At 69.0% G+C, this 18,283-nt stretch carries 19 protein-coding genes; 11 read left to right on the forward strand and 8 right to left on the reverse strand.

The features are described 5' to 3' along the window. Nucleotides 1-64: 64 nt before the first annotated feature. Nucleotides 65-556: a GFA family protein gene (locus tag ODR01_RS21125; RefSeq protein ID WP_316979689.1), complete on the reverse strand. Its 492-nt coding sequence runs from the start codon at nucleotides 554-556 to the stop codon at nucleotides 65-67. A gap of 225 nt (nucleotides 557-781) precedes the next feature. Between ODR01_RS21125 and ODR01_RS21130 the strand changes: the two genes are divergently transcribed. After that, entirely contained in the window at nucleotides 782-1,678 is an 897-nt protein-coding gene (locus ODR01_RS21130; RefSeq protein WP_316979690.1) for a serine hydrolase domain-containing protein, read from the forward strand. 21 nt (nucleotides 1,679-1,699) lie between these two features. Here ODR01_RS21130 and ODR01_RS21135 read toward each other — a convergent pair whose 3' ends face one another. The 3 genes from ODR01_RS21135 to ODR01_RS21145 all read right to left on the reverse strand — a co-directional run bounded on the left by ODR01_RS21135 (nucleotide 1,700) and on the right by ODR01_RS21145 (nucleotide 4,665). Next, a complete protein-coding gene (locus ODR01_RS21135) occupies nucleotides 1,700-2,173 on the reverse strand; it encodes a thermonuclease family protein (RefSeq protein ID WP_316979691.1) in 474 nt (157 codons plus the stop codon). Between the two features lie 284 nt (nucleotides 2,174-2,457). Further along, the gene (locus ODR01_RS21140) at nucleotides 2,458-3,891 is read right to left on the reverse strand and encodes a dihydrolipoyl dehydrogenase family protein (protein WP_316979692.1); all 1,434 of its coding nucleotides are present in this window, start codon (nucleotides 3,889-3,891) and stop codon (nucleotides 2,458-2,460) included. Between the two features lie 42 nt (nucleotides 3,892-3,933). After that, nucleotides 3,934-4,665 carry a TVP38/TMEM64 family protein gene (locus ODR01_RS21145; RefSeq protein WP_316979693.1) on the reverse strand — a complete coding sequence of 244 codons (732 nt, stop codon included), beginning with the start codon at nucleotides 4,663-4,665 and terminating at the stop codon, nucleotides 3,934-3,936. A 220-nt stretch (nucleotides 4,666-4,885) separates the two neighbouring features. On the opposite strand from ODR01_RS21145, the gene rpmH reads away from it, so the two are divergent. The 6 genes from rpmH to argB are packed head-to-tail and all read left to right on the forward strand — an operon-like array spanning nucleotide 4,886 to nucleotide 9,187. After that, on the forward strand, nucleotides 4,886-5,020 hold the full coding sequence (rpmH, locus tag ODR01_RS21150) for a 50S ribosomal protein L34 (RefSeq protein WP_316979694.1): 135 nt from the start codon (nucleotides 4,886-4,888) through the stop codon (nucleotides 5,018-5,020). 7 nt (nucleotides 5,021-5,027) lie between these two features. After that, nucleotides 5,028-5,432 carry a ribonuclease P protein component gene (gene rnpA, locus ODR01_RS21155; protein WP_316979695.1) on the forward strand — a complete coding sequence of 135 codons (405 nt, stop codon included), beginning with the start codon at nucleotides 5,028-5,030 and terminating at the stop codon, nucleotides 5,430-5,432. Nucleotides 5,433-5,460: 28 nt separating this feature from the next. Then, nucleotides 5,461-5,757 (forward strand): membrane protein insertion efficiency factor YidD, encoded by a 297-nt coding sequence (gene yidD / locus ODR01_RS21160; protein ID WP_316979696.1) that lies wholly within the window; start codon nucleotides 5,461-5,463, stop codon nucleotides 5,755-5,757. Between the two features lie 45 nt (nucleotides 5,758-5,802). Continuing rightward, nucleotides 5,803-7,557, forward strand: a complete 1,755-nt coding sequence (yidC, locus tag ODR01_RS21165; protein WP_316979697.1) for a membrane protein insertase YidC — start codon at nucleotides 5,803-5,805, stop codon at nucleotides 7,555-7,557. A 29-nt stretch (nucleotides 7,558-7,586) separates the two neighbouring features. Next, nucleotides 7,587-8,273: a ribosome biogenesis GTP-binding protein YihA/YsxC gene (yihA, locus tag ODR01_RS21170; RefSeq protein ID WP_316979698.1), complete on the forward strand. Its 687-nt coding sequence runs from the start codon at nucleotides 7,587-7,589 to the stop codon at nucleotides 8,271-8,273. A 5-nt stretch (nucleotides 8,274-8,278) separates the two neighbouring features. Further along, nucleotides 8,279-9,187, forward strand: a complete 909-nt coding sequence (gene argB, locus ODR01_RS21175; RefSeq protein WP_316979699.1) for an acetylglutamate kinase — start codon at nucleotides 8,279-8,281, stop codon at nucleotides 9,185-9,187. A gap of 18 nt (nucleotides 9,188-9,205) precedes the next feature. On the opposite strand, the gene ODR01_RS21180 is transcribed toward argB, so the two are convergent. From ODR01_RS21180 to ODR01_RS21190, 3 genes are read right to left on the reverse strand one after another with little or no spacing between them, the layout of a single operon-like run. Next, entirely contained in the window at nucleotides 9,206-10,513 is a 1,308-nt protein-coding gene (locus tag ODR01_RS21180; protein ID WP_316979700.1) for a DUF2336 domain-containing protein, read from the reverse strand. 58 nt (nucleotides 10,514-10,571) lie between these two features. Further along, on the reverse strand, nucleotides 10,572-12,260 hold the full coding sequence (locus ODR01_RS21185) for a sensor domain-containing diguanylate cyclase (RefSeq protein ID WP_316979701.1): 1,689 nt from the start codon (nucleotides 12,258-12,260) through the stop codon (nucleotides 10,572-10,574). After that, on the reverse strand, nucleotides 12,257-13,957 hold the full coding sequence (locus ODR01_RS21190; RefSeq protein WP_316979702.1) for an EAL domain-containing protein: 1,701 nt from the start codon (nucleotides 13,955-13,957) through the stop codon (nucleotides 12,257-12,259). Before ODR01_RS21190 ends, ODR01_RS21185 begins: the two co-directional genes overlap by 4 nt. Nucleotides 13,958-14,128: 171 nt before the next feature. On the opposite strand from ODR01_RS21190, the gene ODR01_RS21195 reads away from it, so the two are divergent. From ODR01_RS21195 to ODR01_RS21210, 4 genes are all read left to right on the forward strand, one after another. Continuing rightward, nucleotides 14,129-14,854 carry a pyrimidine 5'-nucleotidase gene (locus ODR01_RS21195; RefSeq protein ID WP_316979703.1) on the forward strand — a complete coding sequence of 242 codons (726 nt, stop codon included), beginning with the start codon at nucleotides 14,129-14,131 and terminating at the stop codon, nucleotides 14,852-14,854. Between the two features lie 96 nt (nucleotides 14,855-14,950). Next, on the forward strand, nucleotides 14,951-15,793 hold the full coding sequence (gene dapD, locus ODR01_RS21200; RefSeq protein ID WP_316979704.1) for a 2,3,4,5-tetrahydropyridine-2,6-dicarboxylate N-succinyltransferase: 843 nt from the start codon (nucleotides 14,951-14,953) through the stop codon (nucleotides 15,791-15,793). A gap of 9 nt (nucleotides 15,794-15,802) precedes the next feature. Further along, entirely contained in the window at nucleotides 15,803-16,972 is a 1,170-nt protein-coding gene (gene dapE / locus ODR01_RS21205) for a succinyl-diaminopimelate desuccinylase (RefSeq protein WP_316979705.1), read from the forward strand. Continuing rightward, nucleotides 16,960-17,526: a hypothetical protein gene (locus ODR01_RS21210; RefSeq protein ID WP_316979706.1), complete on the forward strand. Its 567-nt coding sequence runs from the start codon at nucleotides 16,960-16,962 to the stop codon at nucleotides 17,524-17,526. Before dapE ends, ODR01_RS21210 begins: the two co-directional genes overlap by 13 nt. Before the next feature lie 3 nt (nucleotides 17,527-17,529). Here ODR01_RS21210 and truA read toward each other — a convergent pair whose 3' ends face one another. Beyond that, a complete protein-coding gene (gene truA, locus ODR01_RS21215) occupies nucleotides 17,530-18,267 on the reverse strand; it encodes a tRNA pseudouridine(38-40) synthase TruA (RefSeq protein ID WP_316979707.1) in 738 nt (245 codons plus the stop codon). Nucleotides 18,268-18,283: the final 16 nt, after the last annotated feature.

The raw sequence follows: 18,283 nt of genomic DNA on the forward strand, positions 1-18,283 counted from the left end.
CTACACCAGCCCCGGGCCAGCGGCCTAGCGGCGCGGGGGCGGGACACCCCCCTCAAAATCGGTTCTAGGCCACCCACAGGCCGCGCTTCCGGTGCCAGCCCTCGATGGATTCCTCGGGGTATTCGTCGAAGCAGGCGTCGTGGGGGCCGATCTGCGGCACCACCCAGGCCGGCTTGTAGGCCAGCATGAGGTGCACGCTTTCGGGCGGCACCGGCAGTTCGCTGTCGATGGCCGAGGCGAAGGGATGCACCAGCTCCGGCCAGGTCGGGTCGTAAAGCCACAGCGCGCTGGCGCAACGCTTGCAGAAATGGCGCTCTCCGGTGCTGACCTCGCAGGCGCCGCCGCGTTCGAGTTCGGCGCGATAGACGGACAGCGCCTCGCGGCCCTCGACCGTGAGCGTCTCGTTCACCGCCCCCAGGTTGATGGCATAGCCGCCGCCCCCCGCCGTCTTGCGGCAGATCGAGCAATAGCAGCGCATGAAGGGCTGCGGCGTGTGGCTCAAGACCGTGAAGCGGACGGCGCCGCACCGGCAGCCGCCTTCAAGGGTGATCGGCATCGGCTCCTCCTGTCGCCACGGACGGACAGAAGAAACGTGGCGACGGCGCGCGGGTTCCGCCAGAGCGCCCGTGCGAGAATCCCCTTCGAAACAGGCAAGTGGCCGCTTGCGCTTCCGATGCGTCGCGCGAATCTGCTTTAATCGGGTTGAGGTGGCCCCGGCACCGGCCTTCGCATTGCCGGAGGGGCTGACACGACGCCCGATGGGCGCCTGGAAGTGACGGGAATGGCGGACATCTACAGCGCGGTCGTGGATGCAAGGGGCCGTCTACGGGATGAGGCCTCAAGGGCCATCGTTCCCTGGTGGAGCTTCACCAAAACGCTGATTGCCGCCTGTGCGCTGCGGCTGGTGGAGGACGGTCGCCTCGCCCTCGACGCGCCCCTCGCCGACAGGGGCTACACGCTCCGCGCGCTGCTTCAGCACCGTGCCGGCGTCGGCGATTATGGCAACTTGCCGGAGTACCACGCGGCCGTCGCACGCGGCGGTGAGCCCTGGGCCGACGCCGAGGTCTTCACCCGCGTTCCGGCCGACCGCCTCCTTTTCGCGCCGGGGACAGGCTGGGCCTACTCAAACGTCGGGTACCTCATCGTCCGTCGCCTGATCGAGGAAACCTGCGGTGCCGGTCTGGGAGCGACGCTGCACGCGCTGGTTCTGGCCCCCCTCGGCCTTCAGGCTTCCCGGCTTGCCGAGACCCGGGCGGACATGCGCACGACCGTGTTCGAGGGTGGGCAGGACTACCATCCGGGATGGGCCTTCCACGGCATCGTCGTCGGGCCGGTCGCGGAGGCGGCGCTGGCTCTCCACCGCCTTCTGAACGGCGACCTGCTGGCTCCTGCCTCCCGCGCGGCGCTGCTGGACCGCCACGCGATCGGCGGCCCCGTGGATGGGCGACCCTGGTTGACGGCGGGCTATGGCCTCGGGTTGATGACGGGAGCGATGCAGCGTCCCGGCATGGCCGAGCCGATCCGGGTCGCCGGTCACTCCGCGGGCGGTCCTGGAAGCGTCGGTGCGGTCTACCAAAGCATCGGCGACGGCCGAGGCCGCACGGTCGCCGTCTTTGCCGCCGGATCGGACGGCGGCAGCGCGGAAGACCACGCGCTCGAAAAGCTGATCGCGGCCTGACGCAACCGCATGACAGACCCCCTAGGGACGCCACATTCCGGCGCCGGCCGCCCGCGCCGCCGCCTCCTCCTCGGCATAGCCGGGCGAGGCGGCGGGGGAGGCCCGGGCCCAGCCCTCGCGCACCATGATGGCATTGAGGTCGTAGGGGCCGGCGAAACAGACGGCGACGATGCGCCCGGCGGCGTCCGTCCCCTTCGCCTCGCAGCGTAGCCAGTGTTCGGCCGTCGCGTAGGCCAGCGCGAAGGCGGCGTTCTCGCCACACGGCCAGGGGGTGCCGCCGGCCGTGCAGGTCTCTCCGCTTTCCGGGGCGTCGAGGCCGTAAAGGCGGATCGCCTGGCCGCCCACCTCCAGGGTGTCGCCATCGATGACGCGGGCCTTGCCGACGATCTCCGGGGCGGCCTGGGCCAGCCGCGCCGGGCCGCCGCCCGCCGACGAGGGCAGGCAAACGACGGCGGCGCACAGGCCGAGAATGACACCGGCGGTCAGGCGGAGCATGGGGCTGAGTGTACCACCGCTTGCCCTCTTGCGGAGATTGCCGTCCCTGCCCGACCCGATTTCGCCGGTTGATATTTTCCCGTTATAGGTATATATTCTGATTACTAGGTTTTTTAGCGCGTTACCCCCCGAACCCCTTGGCGCCAAACGAGAAAACGGCGAAATGACGACAGATGACGACAAATGATGACAATCCTATCGCCGAATCCGCGTTTTTCGCTGCGTCTTCAGCGAGTTGCGCAAATACGGCGTATCCGGGCCCGCCTCGTTTTGCCCGCCGCCGCTCAGCCGAAGCGGGACAGGAAGCGCACCAGTTTGCGGGTGCGCGGGGCAAACAGGGTGGGGGTGTAGAAGCTGCCGGCGGCGCGCTTGTTGACCTCGCCCAATGTCGGATAGGGGGCGATCATGGCGGCCACGGCGCCCACCTTGAGCTTTTGGGCGATGGCCAGAATCCAGGTCTGGATGGTTTCCCCGGCGTGGGTGCCGGCGATGCCGGCCCCGAGGATGCGGCCGCCCTTCGTCGCCACCACCTTGATCAGGCCGTCGGTTTCGCCTTCGGCCTGGGCGCGGTCGTTCTCGGCATAGGTCCAGCGCAGGATGCGAAGCTCGCCCTCCGCCATGGTGGCGCGGGCCGCCGCCTCGGTGAGGCCGACCTGGGCCAGTTCCGGACTGGTGTAGGTCACCCACGGCACGGCCCGCGTGTCGACCTTGGCCGGCAGCCGGAACAGCGCGTTGCGGATGACGATGCCGGCGTGATAGCCGGCCATGTGGGTGAACTGGTAGCCCCCGGTCACGTCGCCCACCGCGAAGACCCGCCGGTTGGTCGTGCGCAGGCGGGCATCCACGGCGATGCCTTTGGCCGTATAGGCGATGCCTGCGGCTTCCAGGTCCAGCCCGCCGACGGTCGGGCGCCGCCCGGCCGCCACCAGGATGTGCGAGCCCTCGATATCGCCGGCGGCGCCGTCCTCGGCGGCGAAGCGCACGCGCACGCCCCGGGGCGTCTTCTCGACGGCGCTCACCGTCACCCCTTCCCGGAGGTCGACGCCCTCGGCGATCAGGCGGCGGCGCACCACGTCCACCAGCTCGGGGTCGTCCTTGGGCAGGATGGCGCCCTTTTGCAGGACGCTGACAGCCACCCCCAGCTGGCGGTGGGCCTGGGCCATCTCGATGCCGATGGGGCCGCCGCCGACGATCACCAGATGGGTCGGCAGGGCGCCGGCCGCGAAGATCGTTTCGTTGGTGAAATAAGGCGCTTCGGCCAAGCCGGGGATGGGCGGCACGAAGGGCGAGGAGCCGGTGGCGACCACGAAACGGCGGGCCTTGACCCGGGTGTCGCCGGCCTCGATCTCGCCGGGCCCGGTGAAGCGGGCGGCGGCGGCGATCACGGTGACGCCCAGGCCCTCGAAGCGTTCCGCCGAATCGATGGGGGCGATGGCGGCGATGGTGCCGTGCACGCGGGCGTACACGGCTGCGGCGTCGACGGCGGGCCGGCCGGCCGTCACCCCATAGGCGGGCGCGCGGCGCACCGCCTGGGCGGCGTGGCCGCAGGCCAGCAGGGCCTTGGACGGCACGCAGCCGTAATTGAGGCAGTCGCCGCCCATCCGGCCCTTCTCGACCAGCACGGTCCGGGCCCCCATCTGCGAGGCGCCGGCCGCCACCGAAAGGCCGCCGGAGCCGCCGCCGATGACGCAGATGTCGGCTTCGATGGATTTCGCCATGGCTTCCTCCCCCGGGGGATTGTCCGGGCCGCGCGGCCGGGTTCAGGCGGCGCGCGCCTTGATCTTCTTGTAGACGACGGGAGCCAGGGCCAGCAAGGCGAGGCCGACCAGCGCGCCGACGATCTCGGGGGTCAGCACGCCGGCGAGGCTCAGTTCCCGGTTGGCGTCGAGAATGCTGCCCAGCCCGGCCCCGAACACGGCGAAGACGGCGGTGCCGGGAATGATGCCGAAGAAGGTGCCAAGGACGAAGGTGCGCAGGCGCACCCCCAGGAAGGCCGGGGCGAGGTTGACCAGCCAGAACGGGAACAGCGGCACCAGGCGGAGCACCAGCATGTAGCTGAGTTCGTTCTCGCAAAAGCCGGCCCGCATGCGCTGGATGCCGGCACCGGCCCGCTTGCGCAGGCAGTCGCCCAGCGCGAAGCGGGCGACCAGGAACAGGGCCGTCGCCCCCGCCGTAGCGCCGACCACCACCAGGCCGGTGCCGGCGGCGGCACCGAACACGAAGCCGCCGGTCAGCGTCATCAGGGTGCCGGACGGCGGCAGCAGCACGATGCCGGCGGCATAGACGGCGACGAAAACGAGGGCGGCCAGCACGGCATGGGCGTCCACCCAGGCCAGCAGCCCGCCGCGATGGGCGCGCAGGGCCTCGAAGGTGAGATAGCGGTGCAGCCCCGAGGCGAAGAAGGCGGCCGCCACCAGGGCGAGCAGAACGACCGGCAGCAACCGCCAGGCGAGCCCGCGCCTTGCCGACGTCCCGGCGTCGATTTTGGTCATGGCGTCCATCCCCCGCACTCCCTACGAAAAAAACCTTGGGCGCCGGCCGCACCGCCCGGCTGGCCCTGGATATGAGGCCCATGGCCGGCCCCAGCCAGTAAACTGTGCGTGACCCGCCCGTGAGCCGGCCGGGCGGGCCGGCGGCGGATGCACCGCCGGCGTTGACTTCCCTTGGCCGAGTCCGTATACAGCGGGCCGGTTTTTGGTCGGAGATGACCCTGTGAAACGGACTTATCAGCCTAGCAACCTCATTCGCAAACGCCGCCACGGATTCCGTGCGCGCATGGCAACCGTCGGTGGCCGTCGGGTGCTCGCCAGTCGTCGCGCCAAGGGACGCAAACGCCTGTCGGCGTGACGAGGCCATGTCGCCCGCGGTCCTTCGCCTGAAGCGACGGCCGGAATTCCTGCGCGTCGCCGCCTCTGGGCGACGCTGGGTCACCCCCGGCCTGATCCTGCAGGCCAGGCGCCAGCCGGCCGGCGTGGCCACGGACGCCCAGGCGCCCGCCGTGCGAATCGGCTTCACGGTCAGCCGCAAGGTCGGCAACGCGGTGGCCCGTAACCGGGCGCGCCGGCGCCTGCGGGCTGCCGTCGAGCGCGTGGTGGCCGCCCATGCCAGGGGCGGGCAGGACTATGTGGTGATCGGCCGCGCGGGGACGCTGCGCAGGCCGTTCGATGCATTGGTGGCCGACCTGGAAGCGGCCTTGCGGCGCCTGGACGCCTATTGTCCCGACCGCCCGGACGACGACACTGCCCGCCCGCCCGCGTGAGGCGATCGGGCAAGCGGAAGCGAAAGCGATGAACCTACCACGCAGGCTGCTTTGGGGACTGGTGCGCGGCTACCAGCTGTTCATTTCCCCTGTCCTGCCGGGAAGCTGCCGCTATGAGCCGTCGTGCTCGGCCTACGCCGCCGAGGCCATCATGCGCCACGGCGCGATGCGGGGCGGCTGGCTGGCGGCCAAGCGCATCGCCCGCTGCCATCCCTTCGGCGGCTGGGGCTATGACCCCGTTCCCGGCCTTGACCCCCACACCGCAATCCATGCCGGCGGCGATCGGCCGGGCCCCGGGGGCGCCGGCTGCCCCCATGTCCACTGACCCCGCCCAACGACCAGGACCCTTTCGGAGGACGAACGGAAAGCAATGAGCGACAACCGCAACATGATCCTGGCGATCGTCATATCCGTGCTCATTCTGCTCGGATTCAACTATTGGACGACGAGCCGGCTGCCGCCCGAGCCTGAGATCTCCGCCCAGACGAGCGCCCAGCCCGGCCAGCCGGCGCAGCCCGGACAACCGGCGGCGCCCACCGGGGCGCCCACCGCCGGCGTCGCGGTTCCCCAGCCCGAGGCCGCCCAGGCCGCCCAGGCGGCGGCGCCGAACAAGGCCGACCTGCTGGCGGCGGCGCCGCGCGCCACGCTGCAGGGCAAGCGCGTCCATGGCTCCATCTCGCTCAAGGGCGGGAAGTTCGACGACCTCTCGCTGCCCGACTACCGCGAGGGGATCGATCCGCAGAGCCCGGAAATCGTGGTGTTCCGGCCGCAAGGCCTGCCGACCTCGTATTTCGCCGAGTTCGGCTGGGTGGCTGGCGGCCAGACCGCCGTGCCCAGCGGCGAGACGCTGTGGACGGCCGACCGCCCGAGCCTGCAGAACGGCACGCCGCTGACGCTGACCTGGGACAACGGGGCCGGGCTCAAGTTCACCCGCACCATCGCCCTCGACGACAACTACATGTTCACCGTCACCGACCGCGTGGAGAATGCCGGCGGCCAGGCGGTGACGCTCTATCCCTACGGACTGGTGTCGCGCTCGCAGACGCCCGAGACCTCGGGCTACTACATCCTGCACGAGGGGCCGATCGGCGTCTTCGACACCAAGCTCGAGGAAGTGAAGTACGACGACCTTCAGGAAAAGGGCAAGATCGAGAAGACCTCGACCGGCGGCTGGATCGGCATCACCGACAAGTACTGGCTGAGCGCGATCGTTCCCGACCAGAAGATGTCCTTCAAGGGCCGCTTCACGCATCACCGCGAGAACGGCCAGGACAAGTACCAGGCCGACTTCCTGGGCGGCGCCGTCACCATCGAGCCCGGCGCGTCGGCAACCACCACGGCGCGCCTGTTCGCCGGCGCCAAGGAGGTGAAACTGCTCGACGGCTACGCGGAAAGCCTCGGCATCACCAACTTCGACCTGGCCATCGATTTCGGCTGGTTCTATTTCCTGACCAAGCCGATCTTCTACGTGCTCAACTATCTGCGCGACTACGTCGGCAACTACGGCATCGCCATCCTGCTGCTTACCGTCATCATCAAGACGCTGTTCTTCCCGCTTGCCAACAAGTCCTACCGCTCGATGAGCAAGATGAAGAAGCTGCAGCCCGAGATGCTGAAGCTGCGCGAGCGCTTCGGCGACGACAAGCAGCGCATGAACCAGGAGATGATGGCGCTTTACAAGCGCGAGAAGGCCAATCCGGCCTCGGGCTGCCTGCCCATGCTGGTCCAGATCCCGGTGTTCTTCGCCCTCTACAAGGTGCTGTTCGTATCCATCGAGATGCGCCACGCGCCCTTCTACGGCTGGATTCACGACCTGTCGGCGCCCGACCCCACCACCATCTTCAACCTGTTCGGCCTCATCCCGTGGGACCCCACGCCGCTGCTGCCCGCCATCCTGCACATCGGCGTCTGGCCGCTGATCATGGGCATCACCATGTTCCTGCAGCAGAAGCTCAATCCGCAGCCGGCCGATCCGGTGCAGGCCAAGATCTTCATGTTCCTGCCCATCATCTTCACCTTCATGCTGGCCGGCTTCCCGGCCGGACTGGTGATCTACTGGGCGTGGAACAACACGTTGTCGATCATCCAGCAGTGGGTGATCATGAAGAGGGCGGGGGCGACCTGAACCCGCCGCCGGCCGGGAAAGGCAAGAGCGTGAGCGCCCTGGAAGACCCCATCGGCGAGCAAAACGACGGCGACGCGCTGGAGTTCGGCCGCTGGCTGTTCGCCCAGGACTGCCAGTTCCTGCTCGGCGCCGCCCATCTCGACCAGGTGCCCGATACCGGCCTGCCCGAGATCGCCTTCGCGGGACGTTCCAACGTCGGCAAGTCGAGCCTGATCAACGCGCTGACCGGGCGCAAGGCGCTGGCCAAGACGTCCAACACGCCGGGGCGCACGCAGGAGCTCAACTTCTTCATGCTGGGGAGCCGGCTGATGATCGCCGATCTGCCCGGCTACGGCTTCGCCCAGGCGCCGAAGGCCAAGGTCGCGCGCTGGACCGGGCTGGCCGACGCCTATCTCAAGGGCCGGCCGCTGCTGCGCCGGGCCTGCCTGTTGATCGACGCCCGCCATGGCATCAAGGAGGTCGACCGCGCGGTGATGAAGCAGCTCGACGCCGCCGCGGTGTCGTATCAGGCCGTGCTGACCAAGTGCGACAAGCTGGGCGCCGCCGAGTTGGAGGCCTGCCTCAAGCGGGTCGCCCAGGAAGTCGCCACCCACACCGCCGCCCACCCCCGCATCTTCGCCACCAGCGCCCGCGACAACGTCGAGATCGCCGAGCTGCGCGCCGCCCTGGCGGCCCTGGCGGCACCCCATCCCATCCCGTCAGATCGGATCGAGTGAGCACCATGAGCAACAAACCGGACGTTTCGATGGAGACCTATCTGGAGCAGGCCAAGACGCTGTCCGAGGCGCTGCCCTACATGCGCCGCCATTCCGGCGAGACCTTCGTCATCAAGTACGGCGGCCACGCCATGGGCGACGAGACGTTCGCCCAACTGTTCGCCCGCGACGTCGTGCTCTTGAAGCAGGTCGGCATCAACCCGATCGTCGTGCACGGCGGCGGGCCGCAGATCGGCGACATGCTGGAGCGCCTCAAGATCAAGAGCGAGTTCATCGAGGGCTTAAGGGTGACCGACCAGGCCACCGTCGAGATCGTCGAAATGGTGCTGTCGGGGTCCATCAACAAGCAGATCGTTACCCACATCAACGAGGCCGGCGGCCTGGCGGTGGGGCTTTCGGGCAAGGACGGCAACCTGATCCGGGCCGAGAAGTTGCGCCGCACGGTACGCGATACCGATTCCAATATCGAGCGCATCCTGGACCTGGGCCTGGTCGGCGAACCGAAGGAGATTTCGCCCGACATCCTCGACGTCTTCGAGCAGTCGGACATCATTCCGGTGATCGCGCCGATCGGCGTCGGCGCCAACGGCGAGACGCTGAACATCAACGCCGACACCGTCGCCGGCGCCATCGCCGCGGCGGTCGGCGCCGTGCGCCTGATCATGCTGACCGACGTCGTCGGCGTGCTCGGCAAGGACGGCAACCTGATCCCCGAACTGACGCTGGCCGAGGCCCGGAACCTGATCAAGACCGGCGTCATTTCCGGCGGCATGATCCCCAAGATCAAGACCTGCATGTCGGCGGTGGAAGAAGGGGTCGCCGGCGCCGTCATCGTCGACGGCCGCGTGCCGCACGCCATCCTGCTGGAGATCTTCACCGACCATGGCGCCGGAACCCTGATCGTCCCCGAGTGACGCCGGCGCGGCCGGCCCTTATCCCTTGCCGGCGATCTGGTTGAAGAATTCCAGCTGCCAGGCCATCTCGTCGGCGGTCAGCGGGAAGCCGCCGCCGGTCCTCGGCTTGAGGACGTCGGCGGGGGCGACCCGGCAGAGCTTGTTCTGCAAGGACGGGAGCATCCGCTCGGGCATGCCGGCCTTCCAGGCCAGGGCCACGATTCCCTTGGCGCTTTGCATGTCGACGATCTTGCAGGCGACCGGGAAGGGGATGCCGGCCAGCACCGCCAGCGCGGCCAGCACGAAGCTGTCGTCGCCTTCCTCCAGGGCGTCGAGCACGACCAGCGAATCCAGGCAGCCGATCTGCTGCAGGCTGAGCGCGGCATCGAGCGGTTTGCCGATCTCGATGAGGGCCTTTTTCCACCGGGGCAGCGGCGCGTCGCTGCCGGCCGCGAACGGGGCGTTCCTGGCCCGGACCTTCGGCACCTCCGGCTGATCGAGGCGGCGGCCCACTTCGGCGCGCAGCAGGGCAAAGGTCTTCTTGTCGAAATCCTCGCGCTCCATGAGGGTCTTGAGCAGGCTGTCGGCGACGAACCGGGCGATGCGCAGCGCGGTGCCGCCCGGCAGCCCGGGGCGGCGGACCAGCGGCCCGTGCCAGCCCTCGACGCCCGGCGCCCGCTCGAGAATCCAGTCCAGGGTGTCCTCGCGGATCTGGGCGCTGGAATTGGTCAGCAGCACGCCGACCGCCTCGACATCGCCGGTCTTGGCCACCGCGTCGGCCACCACGCCGGCCAGCTGGTCGCGCCGGGCAATCGAGGCCAGCGCCCCCTTGACCGGGGATTCCGAAACGATGGCCACCAAGTCCTCGTCGGTGAGGACCGGCGAGTTCTCGAGAATCGGTCCGGCGACGACGATCTCCGAATCGCGGGCTAGGCGGTTGATCACCTCGGGCGGGGCGTGGGCCACGTCCTTCAGCGCGTCGGCGACGATGTGGCGAACCCGCACCACCTGGTCGCGCGCCAGAAGATCCAGGGCCTCGTAGATCAGGCGGCCCAGCTTTTTGGCCTCGCCGGCACTCAACCCGGGAAGAATGCCGGCAATCTTCCCGGCCAGCCGGGAGCGCACCGAATCGTCGCTGTCGGCGGCCAACTGCAGGTCGGCCTTGCGCGGCGTCGCCACGTTGCCGGCCAGGGCCTGGCGAACCTCGGGCGACGGATCGCCGGCCAGGAAGAAAAGGATTTCGGGCATGACGTCGGAGCGCGCCGCCAGGGCCTGGCGCACCGCCGGGTCCTCGTGGCTCGCCATGCGTTTGGCGTCTTCATAGGAAATACGCTTCTGACCGACCACCTTCGTCAAATCCGGCGGATCAAGCGCCGGCGCCCCTCCTGTTGATCGACGGCGTTTCCTAGCCCCGTCTCGCGGGCGGTTTTGCCATTTCGAATCCGCCCTTGCCCCGCCGCTTGACCGAATACATTGCCACGTCGGCGCGGGCAAGCAGTTCGTCGAGGGTTTCCCTGGCCGCCGGATCGTACACGGCGACGCCGACCGAGATGCCCAGCGGGTTCTCGGCGCCTTCCGAGAAGCGGTGCAGCCGCAGGCTCGCCTCGATCAATCGCCGCGCCCGGCTTTCGGCCACGTCGGGACCGATGCCGTCCAGCCACATGACGAATTCGTCGCCGCCGATGCGCGCGATCATGTCGCCCGGACGCGAATGTTCGAGCAGCAGGTCGCGAACCGCCACCAGCGCCTCGTCGCCGCGCTGGTGGCCGTGCCGGTCGTTGACCGACTTGAAGTTGTCGAGATCGACGTAGTAGAGCGCCGCGCTGCCCTGGGCATGCTCCAGCCGGCGCAGCCGCCGGGGCATCTCGTCGTCATAGAAGGCCCGGCGGTTGAGCAGGCCGGTCAGGGCATCGGTCCGGGAAAGCCGGACGATCCGTTCGTGGTTGTTGATCTGCTCGATGGCGATGCCCAACTGGTCGGCGATGTCGCCCACCAGCAGCCGCTCGTCGTCGCTCCATTCGGTGAGGCCGCCCGCCTTGCACAGGCACACGCCGCCGTTGATGGCGGCGCGATAGTCCGTCACCGCGCCCAGCACGCGCCACGAGCCGATCTCTCGTTCCAGCGTGACGTCGGCGTCCTCGATATCGGCCAGCAGCGCCTCCATGTCGGCCGACGGCAGCCCCTCGGCTTCGCCGAATTCGGCGGCCAGCGTATAGGCGCCGGGGGCGGCCATGCGAAAGACCCGGCATCCCGCCGCGCCGAGGGCGCGCGCCGCCGACGCGGCGGCGGCGGCCAGCATATTCTCGGGTTCCACCTCGTTGCGGATCGCCTGGATGACGTAGTGAAGGATCTGCTCGCGGTGACGGGCCCGCATCAGCGCCGCCTCGCGCTCGCGCTCGCGGGTGATGTCGCGGCAGACGCCGCGCGCACCCAGCCAGGTGCCGTCGGCGGCGTGCAGCGGCCGGCACGACACGGCGACGCAGGCCAGAGTGTCGTCGCTGCGGCGCATCCACAGCTCGACGCCGTCGAGCGGCTGGTCGCTCTGGAACGGGAACGGCCGATAGGCCGCGGCGTCGACCACCAGCTCGGCCGGGCGCTGGCCGATCAGTTCGTCGGCGGCATAGCCCAACGCGCTTTGCGAGGAAACGAAGACGAACGCGCCATCCGGGCCCACCTCCCAGGCGAAATCGGACGACACCTCGACCAGGTCCTTGTAGCGCTGGCGCGATTCGATCAGGGCCGGCCTGAGGTTGTGCTCCATCGTCACGTCGCGGAGCAGGATCAGAAGAGCGTCGCCGCGAGCATGCGGCATGACGGTAAGGTCGATGACGACCTGGCCCTCGTTGAGCGGAAGCTGCATCATCTCGGCGACGATGGAGCCCCCCGCCGTCGCCCGTTGGATCACCGCCGCGAGGGGAGCCGGCTCGCCTTGCAGCAGAAGCGAAGCGAATTCGCGGCCGGCCCGGTTGGCGGCGATGACGGCGCCTTCCGGCGCCACCAGAAGCGCCCCGCCGGGATACCCGTCAAGCCACCTGGCATCGCCGGCGGTGATACCGGCATCGGCCGGCGGCGTCCGGTCGCGGGCCCCGCTCATCGCCGGCCCCGGAACAGCTCGGCCTTGGGCAGCGGGTCGAAATCCTTGATGGAGGCCGATGGCTGGCCGAACAGGAAGCCCTGCACGTAGTTGACGCCGCAGTCGCGCACGAAGGTCAGGGTGTCTTCCTTGTCGACCATCTCGGCGATGGTCTCCACGCCCAGCGTCCGGCACAGCACCGCCAGGGCGGTCAGGAAAGCCCTTCCCTTCTTGCCCCGCAGGGCGTTGCGAATGGCGCTGCCATCGAGCTTCACCACATCGACGTCAAGCGCGCTGAGATACTGGAAGCTGGCGGCGCCGGCCCCGAAGTCGTCGAGACAGACGTGATGGCCGACCTGGCGCAGGCCCTGAATGAACGTGTTGGCGGTATCGAGATCGGCCATGCGCGAGGATTCGGTGATCTCAAACAGCAGCTTGTCGCGCACCCAGGCGTTTTCCCTGAGCTTGGCGTAGAGCGTCGAGACATACCGCTCGGAGCCGACGGAATGGCCGGAAACGTTGACGGCGATGGGAAAGCGGTTGGTGTTTCGGGGAAACTTGTCGAGCCAGTCGATGGCCTTCTGGACGATGGCGAGGTCGAAATCGGTGATGAGGCCGGTTTCCTCGGCAAAGACGATCTGCTGATAGGGCGAGTCGGCCGCCGCCGCCCCGGGGAAGCGGGCGAGGGCCTCGTAATGGTGGATGGCGCCGCTGTTGACGTCGATGATCGGCTGGAAGGCCAGGGTGAAGGACCGGCTGGCCACCATGCGCTTGAACGATTCGACGGAGTGCGTGGCCTCGTTCATCAGCGAGGAAAGATTGCTCGACAGGCTCTTGATGGTGAAGGCGCCGCCCTTCGACTCGCGAAAGCGGTTGACGACGTAGAGCAGGCTTCGCGCCATGTCTTCTTCGCTGACGACCCCGTCGCCGATTTCCACCGTCGCCGTCTCGACGGCGAAGCCCGCGCCTTCGGGGTCCGCTTCGCGGATGACGCCGGTCAGTTCCCGTTCCAGATCGAGAATGCTCACGTTGCCGCGATGAAGCAGGCCGTATCGGCCGTCGGCGATCCGTCCCGCCGTGTCCCCATCGACGGAAAGGGCCCGGAAGCAGGCGCCCACCGTCGACATCAGGGCCTGGTCGGACGCCTCGTCCAGCCGCGCCCGCAGGTTCTGGAGGTCGTCCATGGTGACCAGCGTCATGCGAACGTCGGCCCCGTCCGCCCGCAGACGGCTCGCCCGCGCCGCCACGATGTTGGCGAACTCCCCACCTTCGAACAGCCCGGTGCCTTGGTCGCGGGCCACCGCCGCCGTTTCGCCGCTGCCGCCGGTCAGGCGCAAGGCCAGGAAGAAATGGCCGTCGAATTCGTCCAGGCGGTAGCCGGCCACGGAGAACGGCGGCGTCACCCCCAGCTTGCCGAGCAGCCTGATGGCCAAGTGATCGGTGCGCCCGCGCTGTTCGGCGATCTTGAGGATTTGGCGGAGCAGCGCATGGTCCTGCGCGGCAAGGTTGTCCTCTAACCGGCTGCCGACGAGGTCCTCCGGCGACCGGCCGAGGAAGGGCTGGGTGACTCCGCCGGCGAAAACGATGGTACCGCCCGCATCGAGCTCGAGCAGCAGGTCGCCCCAGCAGAACGCCAAGGCCACGAAGCGGTCTCGCTCCGACTTGAGGCGCGTGATCTGCGAGGACCCTGCTTGGGCGAGGCTGCTTGCGGCCGCCATGTCGCGTGTATTCCCCTTGTGCCCCACGAATTTATCCGCGATGCGCCGGCCGACGCCAGCGGAAAAACCGCCGCCGCCCGGCGCTGCCCGCTTAACGTCTTCCCGCCGACGGCGATTCCGGGGGCGGGAAAAAGGCTTGCCGGCCGGCCGGGCCCGCCCCACTCTAGGGAAATGGTCGATTCGCCGCCTCTCGATTTTCCGGCTTCTCCTTCCACGGGTGTCTCTGTCGGCGACGGCGGCGCCTGGATCTTCGATCTCGACAACACCCTCTATCCGGCGGTGGACAGCCTATTCGTGCACGTCAGCCAGCGCATCCGGGACTACATCGGGCGCTTCCTCGACCTCGATCCCGAGGCGGCCTTCCAACTCCAGAGGGACTACTTCGTGCGCTATGGGACGTCGTTGCGCGGCATGATGATCGAACACGCCATGGACCCCGTCCCCTTTCTGGCCTACGTCCATGACGTCGATCTCGCCATGATCGCCCCCAACCCCCGACTGGATGCCGCCCTGGAGCGCCTGGGCGGACGCAAGCTGATCTTCACCAACGCGTCTTCGGACCATGCCGAGCGCGTGCTGGAACGACTGGGCGTCGCCCGCCGCTTCGACGCCATCTTCGACATCGCCGACGGCGACTTCGTACCGAAGCCGGAGCCGGCGCCCTACGCCACCCTGGTCCGCCGGTACGTGCCGAAGCCCGCCGCTGCCGTCATGGTCGACGACATCGCCCGCAACCTGGCGCCGGCGGCGGCGCTCGGCATGACGACGGTGTGGCTGCGCAACGACACCGACTGGGGCCGCACCGGCGCCGCCGACGGCCACGTGCACCATGTGGCGGACGACCTCATCGCGTGGCTGGAAGACGCGGCGGCGGGGCCCTTCCGCCGATCCGCCTGACCCGTCGACCTTCGCTGGCCGTTGTTGACAGACGCCGGCCACTTGCCCATGTTCGGGGGCCGACCGTTCCCTTGTTCAGACCATTGTTGGACACCCATGACAATCAGCACCCTGCAGCCCATCATCGACGCCGCCTGGGAGGCGCGCGAATCCATCACCCTGACGACCGAAGGCGAGGTCCGCGACGCCGTCGAGGCCGCCCTCGACCTTCTGGATTCGGGCAAGGCCCGCGTCGCCGAGAAACGGGACGGCGCCTGGCAGGTCAACCAGTGGCTGAAAAAGGCGGTGCTGCTGTCGTTCCGCCTGAACGACATGGCCGTCATCCCCGGCGGCCCCGGCAAGGCGCAGTGGTTCGACAAGGTCGCCTCGAAGTTCGACGGCTGGGACGCGGCACGTTTCCGCGCCGCCGGCTTCCGCGCCGTGCCCCACTGCGTGGTGCGGCGCTCGGCCTACATCGCGCCGGGCGCCGTGCTGATGCCGAGCTTCGTCAACCTCGGCGCCTATGTCGATTCGGGCACCATGGTCGACACCTGGGCCACCGTGGGGTCGTGCGCCCAGATCGGCAAGAACTGTCACATCTCGGGCGGCGCCGGCATCGGCGGCGTGCTGGAGCCGTTGCAGGCCGGCCCGGTCATCATCGAGGACAACTGTTTCATCGGCGCCCGCTCCGAGGTCGCCGAGGGGGTGGTCCTGGGCGAGGGATCGGTGCTCTCCATGGGCGTCTATCTCGGCGCCTCGACCCGCATCGTCGATCGCGCCACCGGCGAGGTCCACATGGGCCGCGTGCCCCCCTATTCGGTGGTGGTTTCGGGCACCATGCCGGGCAAGCCGCTGCCCGACGGTTCGCCGGGACCGGGGCTTTATTGCGCCGTCATCGTCAAGAAAGTCGACGAGAGAACCCGTTCCAAGACCTCGATCAACGAACTGCTCAGGGAATAGCCGCCAACCGTGGCCGCCCGCCTCGACCCCGTCGATCTCACCCGCGCCCTGGTGCGCTGTCCCAGCGTGACGCCAAGCGACGCCGGCGCGCTGGCGGTGCTGGAGGGCGCCCTGGTCCCGCTCGGGTTCACCTGTCACAGGCTCAAGTTCTCGCAGGCCGGCACGCCCGACGTCGACAACCTCTATGCCCGCCTCGGCACCGGGCGGCCCCACTTCTGTTTCGCCGGGCACACCGACGTGGTGCCGCCGGGCGATGTCGGCGCCTGGTCGGCCGGGCCCTTTGCCGGCGAGGTGATCGACGGCCGGCTGATCGGCCGCGGCACGGTGGACATGAAGGGCGCCATCGGCGCCTTCGTGGCCGCCGCCGCGGCCTTCCTGGAGGGTCGCCGGGACGGCTTCAAGGGCTCGATCAGCCTGCTTATCACCGGCGACGAGGAAGGCCCGGCGATCAACGGCACGGTCAAGGTCCTGGAGTGGATGAAGGCCAAGGGCGAGATACCCGACCACTGCCTGGTCGGCGAGCCGACCAACCGCGAGGCGCTGGGCGAAACGGTCAAGATCGGCCGGCGCGGCAGCCTCAACGCCTTGTTGACGGTGTACGGCACGCAGGGGCACACCGCCTATCCACAGCACGCCGACAACCCCATCCGCCGCCTCATGCGGATGTTGACCGCCATCGCCGATCGGCCGCTCGACGAAGGAACCGCCCATTTCGAGCCGTCGCGCGCCGAGGTCACCTCGATCGACGTCGGCAACCCGACCACCAACCTGATTCCCGGCAAGGTGACGGCGCGCTTCAATGTGCGCTTCAACGACCGGCACTCGGGCGAGTCGCTGAAGGCCTGGATCGGCCAGCGCTGCGCCGAGGTAGGCGGGCGGTTCGACCTGGCCTGCGAGGTATCGGGCGAATCCTTCCTGTGCCCGCCCGGCCCGTGGACGGACCGCCTGGCGACGGCGATTCGCGGGGCGACCGGGCGGACGCCGGCGCTGGACACCGGCGGCGGCACTTCCGACGCCCGCTTCATCAGGAACCTCTGCCCGGTGGCCGAGTTCGGCCTTTCGAGCGCCACGGGGCACAAGGTGGACGAGGCGGTGACGGTGGCCGATCTCGTCAGCCTGACCGAGGTTTACCGCCGCCTGCTCGCCGGCTACTTCGCGGACCCGCCGTGCCCAGCGTGAACGAAATCCTGCGGGCCCTGTACGGCGCGTACCGTCTGGCCCGCTTCGATGCCGGCGGCTTGGCCTACTTCGACGCCACGCCCGGCGGCTTCTGGAAATCCTTCTTCGCCGCCGTCATCGTGCTGCCGCTTTACCTGCTGCTGCTGGCGGTCCGCCTGCAAGGCGATCTTCCCGAGGGGACGCCGGCCCGCTTCCTGGCCATCGAGCTGATCGCCTACGTCATCGGCTGGGTCATCTATCCCCTGGTCATGGCCACGGTGGCCCGCCTGATCGACCGCGAACGGCACTACGTCCGCTACATCGTCGCCTACAATTGGGCCTCGGTGTGGCAGAACGTCCTTTACCTGCCGGTCGCCATCCTTTCGGTGGCCGGCCTGCTGGCGGGCGGCGCGGCGGGTTTCATCGCGCTGGCCGCCCTCGTGGCCGTTCTCGTCTACGCCTGGTTCGTGGCGCGCATCGCGCTCGCCCTTCCGGGGCTCCATGCCGTGCCCCTGGTGGCCCTCGACGTCGTGCTCGGCCTCCTGCTCAACGGCTTCGCCGACAGCCTGCTCTAGGAATCAGTAGAAGACCTCGGTCAGGTAAAGGCCGCAGGCCGGCGCCGTCGGCCCCGCCGCCGCGCGGTCGCGCGCGGCGAGGATACGCGCAACGTCGCCGGCGCTCCATTTTCCCTCGCCCACCCGCTTCAGCGTCCCCACCATGTTGCGCACCTGATGGTGCAGGAACGAGCGCGCCCGGGCCGTCACCCGGATCTCGTCGCCGTCGCGGGCCACCTCGATGGCGGAAAGCGTCTTCACCGGCGAATTGGCCTGGCATTCGGCGGCGCGGAACGAGCTGAAGTCGTGGCGGCCGATCAGCCCCTGGGCCGCCTCGTGCATGGCTTGCGCATCCAGCGGCACCGGCACCCACCAGGCGCGGCCGCGATCGAGCGCCAAAGGCGCTCGCCGGTTGGCGATGCGATAGAGATAGGCCCGGCCGACGGCCGAAAAGCGGGCGTGGAAATCGTCGGCGACCCGCTCGGCGGTCCGCACCGCCACCGCCGCCGGCCGCAGATGGAAGTTGATGGCGTCGCGCACGGTGTCGGGGCCGGCCTCGCGGACGAGATCGAAATGCACCACCTGGCCCAGGGCATGGACGCCGGCATCGGTACGCCCGGCGGCGAACGTGGTGATCCGCTCGCCACAAAAGCGCAGGATCGCCTCCTCGATGACCTGCTGGACGGCGAGCCCGTTCTCCTGGCGCTGCCAGCCGACGAAGTCGGCGCCGTCGTATTCGACGATGAGCCGGTAACGGGGCATGGGCGGCGGTCCCCTT

Source organism: Shumkonia mesophila (assembly GCF_026163695.1).
In the GTDB taxonomy this organism is placed as follows: Bacteria; Pseudomonadota; Alphaproteobacteria; order Rhodospirillales; family Shumkoniaceae; genus Shumkonia; species Shumkonia mesophila.